This window comes from Pseudonocardia sp. (assembly GCF_025465255.1).
Taxonomy (GTDB): domain Bacteria; phylum Actinomycetota; class Actinomycetes; order Mycobacteriales; family Pseudonocardiaceae; genus Pseudonocardia.
The window spans coordinates 1-5,949 of sequence record NZ_JAODNI010000065.1; the positions used below are offsets into that span (position 1 = coordinate 1).

Consider the following 5,949-nt stretch of genomic DNA (forward strand, 5'->3'; position numbering starts at 1 on the left):
GTCGTCGCGACGAGCAGCACCGGGTGCCCGGCCGCGGCCGCGGTCCGGCCCATGCGCGCGAGCGCGTCGGGGTCGCCGACGGCGGCACCGCGCGGCACGATCGCCACGACCGCAGGCCCGGCGCCCGCCCGCTCCGTCCGGGGGAGCCGGGCGGCGAGCTCGGCCTCGTCGGCCGCGGTCACCTCGACGACGCGCGGACCGGCCGAGCGGGGGACGTCGGCGCCGTCGGCCAGCCACGGTGCGACCCCGGCGCGGGCAGCCGGCCCGCGGGGGCGGACCAGCGCGAGGTGCCGGCCGTGCCGGAACAGGGCAGTGAGCGCATGCGGATCGGCGGGGCCGGCCGGGGCGGCTGACGCCGGCGCGGGCGCCACCGCGGCGGGAACGGTGGCCGGCGCCTGCGGTGCTGCCACGGGTGCCCCGTTCGTAGCGGCCCCGTTCACGGCCGGGACCGCGGCCAGCCGGCGCGAGAACTCCTGCACGAAGGCCTCGGTGATCTGGTCGGCCTTCTTGACGACCACGGCCTGGCCGAACTGGCCCAGCTTTCCGGAGATCGTCACGTCGGTGTGCACGTCGAGCCGGGACTCCTCCGCGGAGCTCTCCACCACCGCGATGAGCATGTCCCCGACGACCTCGCCGCCGATCCGGCGGTCGCTGCCCTGCAGCCGCAGCACCGCGGTGCGCGCCTGCGCGTCGGACTCGAGGATCGAGACGGTGCCCTGCAGGCTCACCGAGACGGGTCCGACCTTGATGCCGAACCGGCCGCGGTAGGTCCCGGGCCCGTCGGGCTCGACGTCTCGGGCGCCGGGCAGGCAGGCCCCGACGAACGGGATGTCGACGCACCGCCCGAACGTCTCGTCCGGCGGCGCCGCGATCCGGATGCTCCGGTCGACGATCACAGCACTGCTCCTTCTCGCTGGTCGTTCGTGGTGTGTTCCGCGGCGCGCCGGGCGGCGTGGACGGCCCGGCGCACCCAGACCTGCACCATCTCCCGGCGGTACCAAGCCGATCCGCGGACATCGGCGACCGGGTCCACGCGCTCGGCGTAGGCGGTCGCCACCGCCTCGACGGCCGCGTCGTCGAGCGGGCTGCCCACGGCGCCCGCCTCGACGTCGACCAGCCGTAGGGGCCGGTCGCAGGCGGCGCCGACCGCGACTCGCAGGTCCCGGCACGTGCCGTCGCCGTCGCTACGGACGACCGCGGCGACCCCGACACAGGGCCGGTCCTCGTGGGAGCGGGAGGTGTGCTTCAGGTAGGCCGAGCCCGCCGTCGGCGGCAGGGCCGGCACGTCGACGCGCGTCACGATCTCCTCGGGGGCGAGCGTGGTCTGGTAGAAGCCGACCAGGAACTCTGCGATCGGCATCCGCCGCTCGCCCCCCGGGCCGACCGCGAGCACCTCCGCGTCGAGCGCGAGCAGTGCCGCGGGCGGGTCGGAGGCATAGTCGGCCTCGGCGAGTACCCCGCCGACGGTAGCCGCAGCGCGCACCTGCGCGTTGCCCACCAGCGAGAACGCGGTGGCGGCCACCGGCAGGTGGGCCCGCACGAGCGCGTGCCGGGCGGCCTGCGTGTGGGTGACCAGTGCGCCGAGGCGCACCACTCCGCCCTCGACGGACGTGCCGCCCAGCCCGGGCACGTCACGCAGCGAGACCAGGGCCTCGGGGGAGACGAGCCGCTGCTGGAGCATCAGGGTCAGCGCCGTGCCGCCTGCCACCAGCTTGGCCGAACCGTCGTAGGCGTCGAGCAGTTCGACGGCCTCGGCCACCGTGCGTGGGAAGAACACCGCGGGGGCGCTCATGCCCGCTCCCGCGTCTCGACGGCCGCGACGTCAAGCGCTGTGCCGATGCCCGCGACCTCACGCGCGGCGGCCATGATCCGGGAGTAGCTGCCGCACCGGCAGATGTGCCCGCTGAATGCCTCGCGCACGGCGGCCTCGTCCGGCTCGGGGTCGGCGGCGAGCAACGCCTCGAGCGCGAGCACGAAGCCAGAGGTGCAGTAGGAGCACTGGAACGCGCGGTGGCGCAGGAACGCCTCCGGCACGGGGCTCAGCGTGCCGTCCCGGGCCTCGAGGCCCTCGACGGTGCGCACCTGCCGGCCGTCGCACAGCGCGGCCATGGTCAGGCAGCCGCTCACGGCCTGCTCGTCAATGATCACCGTGCAGGCCCCGCACATGCCTACGCCGCAGCCGCTGCGCGCACCGTGCAGGCGCAACTGCTCGCGCAGCGCGTCGAGCAGCGTCTGCGTCGGGTGGACGCGCAGCGTCCGGGCCCGACCGTTGACGTCCAGGCGCACGGGGACGCGACCGTCGTCGTCGGGCAGCTTCACCTGGGACAGATCGTCGCTCACGAGTGCACCTCCACCGTCTCGTCGGCCACCGTCTCGTCACGCCGGGCGGCGTCGCGGCGCTCCCGCAGCCCGCGCAGGACCTTCTCCGGGCTGATCGGCAGGCTGTGCAGCCGCACGCCGGTGGCCCGGTACACGGCGTTGCCGATCGCGGGGGCGATCGGCGGCAGCGCCGGCTCGCCGAGCCCGTGCACGTCGCCCTGCTCGCGGTCCTCGACCAGTTCGAAGTCGTGGGAGGCGGGCATGTCCTCCAGCGCGGGCACCATGTAGTCGGCGAGGCTGCCGTTCACGAGCTGGCCCTGGTCGAACACCAGCTCCTCGAGTAGCGCGTTGCCCACGCCGAACACCAGGCAGCCCTCGCACTGGTGCTGGGCGCCGACCGGGTCGATCACCTCACCGGCGAAGACGCCCCCGGCGTAGCGCAGCACCGTCACCCGGCCGGTGGCCAGGTCGACCTCGACCTCGGCCGCGCCGACCGACTGGTGCCAGTGCACAGAGCCGATGCCCTGGCCCGTGAACGGGTCGAGGCCACCCTCGGTGACCAGGGTGCCCTCGCCCAGGACGTTGCCGACGCGGCTGCGCGCGACGACGTCGCCGATCGGGATGCCGTCGCCCTCGATACCGGCGACGTGCGCCCTGCCGTTGGTCACGACGACGTCGGCCGGGTCGGCCTCCAGCAGGTCCGCGGCCAGCTCGCGGACCTGGCCGAGCACGTCGTCGGCGGCGCGTCCGGTGGCTCCGCCCATGGAGTACATCGAGCGGCTGGCTGTGGTTTGCTGATCGTAGGGCGTCAGGTCGGTGTCCACGTAGGACACCTGCACGAGCTCGGGGTCGACGCCGAGACGCCGGGCGACCGCACCCGCGAGTGCGGGCCGGATGCCCTGGCCCATCTCCACCGAGCTGGTGAGCACGTCGACGCTGCCGTCGGGGTTGAGCCGGACGGCCGCGGTGGACGTGGACGGCGTGATCGTGCCCTCGATGACGCAGCTGACGCCCTTGGCGCGCACCACGTCGCCGACCTGCACCGGGTCCTCCGTGCCCCAGCCGATGCGCTCGGCGGCGGAGTCGAGCAGCTCGGTGAAGCGCAGGTGGTGCAGCTTCTCGCCGGTACAGAACTCGTCGCCGTCACGCAGCAGGTTGATGCGCCGAATCTCCACGGGATCGAGGCCGAGCCGCTCGGCAATCTCGTCGAGCTGGTTCTCGTACGCCCATGCGCACTGGTTGATCGCGAAGCCGCGGTAGGCCCCGGCCGGAGGGGTGTTGGTGAGCACGGCGTGAGCCTCCGTGCGCACGTTTGGGATGGCGTACGGGCCGTTGAGGCCGTAGGCACCGAACATGACCTTGCGTGGGCTGATGACCGCGTAGGCGCCGGCGTTGTAGATCGCCGTGGCCTCCCGAGCGACGATCCGGCCGTCGCGCATCACGCCGGTGCGCAGCCGCACCCGCATCGCGTGCTTGGTCATGGTCACGAACTCCTCCTCGCGTGTGAGGTGGAGTCGCACCGGAGCGCCGACGACGCGCGACAGTGCCGCCGCGATCGGCTCGACGGTGGCGTAGGCCTTGGCGCCGAAGCCGCCGCCCAGCGCGGGCACGATCACCCGCACCCGGTTGAGCGGCAGCCCGAACATCAACGCGAGCTGCCGCCGGGTGATGTAGGGCGTCTGCGTCGAGGACCAGACGGTGAGCCGGTCCGGGCGCGCGTCGGCCACCACCGCGTGGGTCTCCAGCGGGACCGCCCCGGCAGCAGGGCTCTCGTAGACGTCGTCGACGACCAGTTCCGCCGCCGCGAACCCGGCCTCGACGTCGCCCCGCACCACGGTGAACGTGTTGCACACGTTGCGCTCGTGGTCGGCCCGCAGCGTGACGTCGGCGAAGGAGGGGTCGCGCTCGGGCGCCTCCGGGAACAGCAGCGGCGCCCCCGGTGCGAACGCCTCGTCGGCGTCGAAGACGGCGGCCTTGTGCTCATAGTCGACCTCGACCAGCGCCGCGGCGCGCTCGGCGGCAGCGGGGTCCTCGGCTACGACGGCCGCGACCGGCTCGCCGATGTAGCGCACGACGTCGACGGCGAGCACGGGCTGGTCGAGCAGCACCGGTCCGAACAGCATCGCCATGTCGCCGCGGGCGGTCAGGTCGGCGCCCGTGACCACGGCGACCACGCCGCGCTGCGCGGCCGCCTCCGCGGTCCGCACCGCCCGGACCGCGGCGTGCGCCGCGGTCGAGCGGACGAGGCGGCAGTGCAGCATTCCCGGTACCTCGTGGTTGATCACGAATGGCGTCCGCCCGGTCACCCGGTCGCGCGCGTCCAGCACCTCATGCCTCCCTCCGTCAGTAGTTGAAGCGTCACGAACAACGTCAGGCCGTGCGTCCCACCGTCGCCCGGCCGTCCGTGACCTCAGTGTCGAGATCAGTCCGGAAGGTCTCCCGCACCAGGTACACCGAGACGAACGCGAGCACCGCACCCAGCAGCACGTACGCCGCCACCGGCCACGAGCTGCCACTGGACCAGCCGAGCAGCGCGGTCGCGATGAGCGGTGCCGGTGCCGCCGCAAGCATGGACGAGATGTTGTAGCTGATCGAGGTACCGCTCATCCTGATCCGTGTGGGGAACATCTCGGTGAGCAGTGCTGCCGACGTCGCATAGGTGGGGGCATGGCCGCCGATGAGCATCAGCACGATGGCCACCCAGATCGCCGGTGCGCTCCCGGTGTCGACGAGCCAGAAGAACGGGAACGCGAACAGGACGGCGAACCCCGCCCCGCCGAGGAACACGGGCCGGCGGCCGACCCGGTCGGACAGCGTGGCCATCAGCGGCATGACGGCCAGTTCGAGCGTGCTGCCGATGATGACGCCGGTCAGGACGACGCTGCGCGGCAACCCGAGGGTCCCTGTCGCGTAGCTCAGGACGAACACCGTGACGATGTAGAAGATCAGGGTGTCGGAGAAGCGCGCGCCGATCGCGAGCGCGACGTTGCGCGGGTAGTTGCGCAGCACCTCGGTGATGGGCAGCTTCGCGATGTCGTCCTTGGCCTTGACCAGCTCGAATGACGGTGATTCGACCAGCCGCAGCCGGATGATCAGTCCGACGGCCACCAGGACGGCGCTCAGCAGGAACGGGATGCGCCAGCCCCACGTCCCGAACGCGTCCCCGGTCGTCGCCGACACGATCGCGAAGGTCGCCGTCGCGAGCAGCGAACCGGCAGGCACCCCGATCTGGGGCCAGCTGCCGTAGAGGCCGCGCTTCCCCGCCGGGGCGTGCTCGGTGGCCATCAGCACCGCGCCGCTCCACTCGGCCCCGAGGCCGAGGCCCTGCACGACGCGCAGCAGCGTGAGCAGGATCGGCGCCCACACCCCGATCGTCTCGTAGCTGGGCAGCAGGCCGATCAGGAGTGTGCCGACGCCCATGAGCATGAGGCTGCCGACCAGAATGGACTTGCGGCCGACCCGGTCGCCGATATGGCCTGCGATCAGCGCCCCGACCGGGCGAGCCACGAACGCCACACCGAACGTCGCGAACGCCGCGACTGTGCCGACCAGTGGGTCGGTCGACGGGAAGAACAGCTTGCCGAGCACCAGCGCGGCGGCAGTGCCGTAGATGAAGAAGTCGTACCACTC

The 5,949-nt window shown here is 73.0% G+C and carries 5 protein-coding genes; all 5 read right to left on the minus strand.

Features of this window, described 5'->3' with window-relative positions:
• Positions 1 to 896 (minus strand): SRPBCC domain-containing protein (locus tag JWP64_RS06635; RefSeq protein ID WP_297493587.1); only part of this gene is annotated, 896 nt, incomplete at its 3' end.
• Complete coding sequence (locus tag JWP64_RS06640) at positions 893 to 1,792, minus strand: xanthine dehydrogenase family protein subunit M (RefSeq protein WP_297493589.1); 900 nt, start codon at positions 1,790 to 1,792, stop codon at positions 893 to 895. The genes JWP64_RS06640 and JWP64_RS06635, both read right to left, overlap by 4 nt.
• The gene (locus JWP64_RS06645) at positions 1,789 to 2,340 is read right to left on the minus strand and encodes a (2Fe-2S)-binding protein (RefSeq protein WP_297493591.1); all 552 of its coding nucleotides are present in this window, start codon (positions 2,338 to 2,340) and stop codon (positions 1,789 to 1,791) included. Before JWP64_RS06645 ends, JWP64_RS06640 begins: the two co-directional genes overlap by 4 nt.
• Entirely contained in the window at positions 2,337 to 4,646 is a 2,310-nt protein-coding gene (locus JWP64_RS06650) for a xanthine dehydrogenase family protein molybdopterin-binding subunit (protein WP_297493593.1), read from the minus strand. Before JWP64_RS06650 ends, JWP64_RS06645 begins: the two co-directional genes overlap by 4 nt.
• Positions 4,647 to 4,689: 43 nt before the next feature.
• Positions 4,690 to 5,949 (minus strand): MFS transporter (locus JWP64_RS06655; RefSeq protein ID WP_297493595.1); only part of this gene is annotated, 1,260 nt, incomplete at its 5' end.

What these genes read in the sequence shown, in the direction of transcription:
- JWP64_RS06640 (WP_297493589.1), bottom strand. Translation starts at nt 1,792, where the DNA reads ATGAGCGCCCCCGCGGTGTTCTTCCCACGCACGGTGGCCGAGGCCGTC.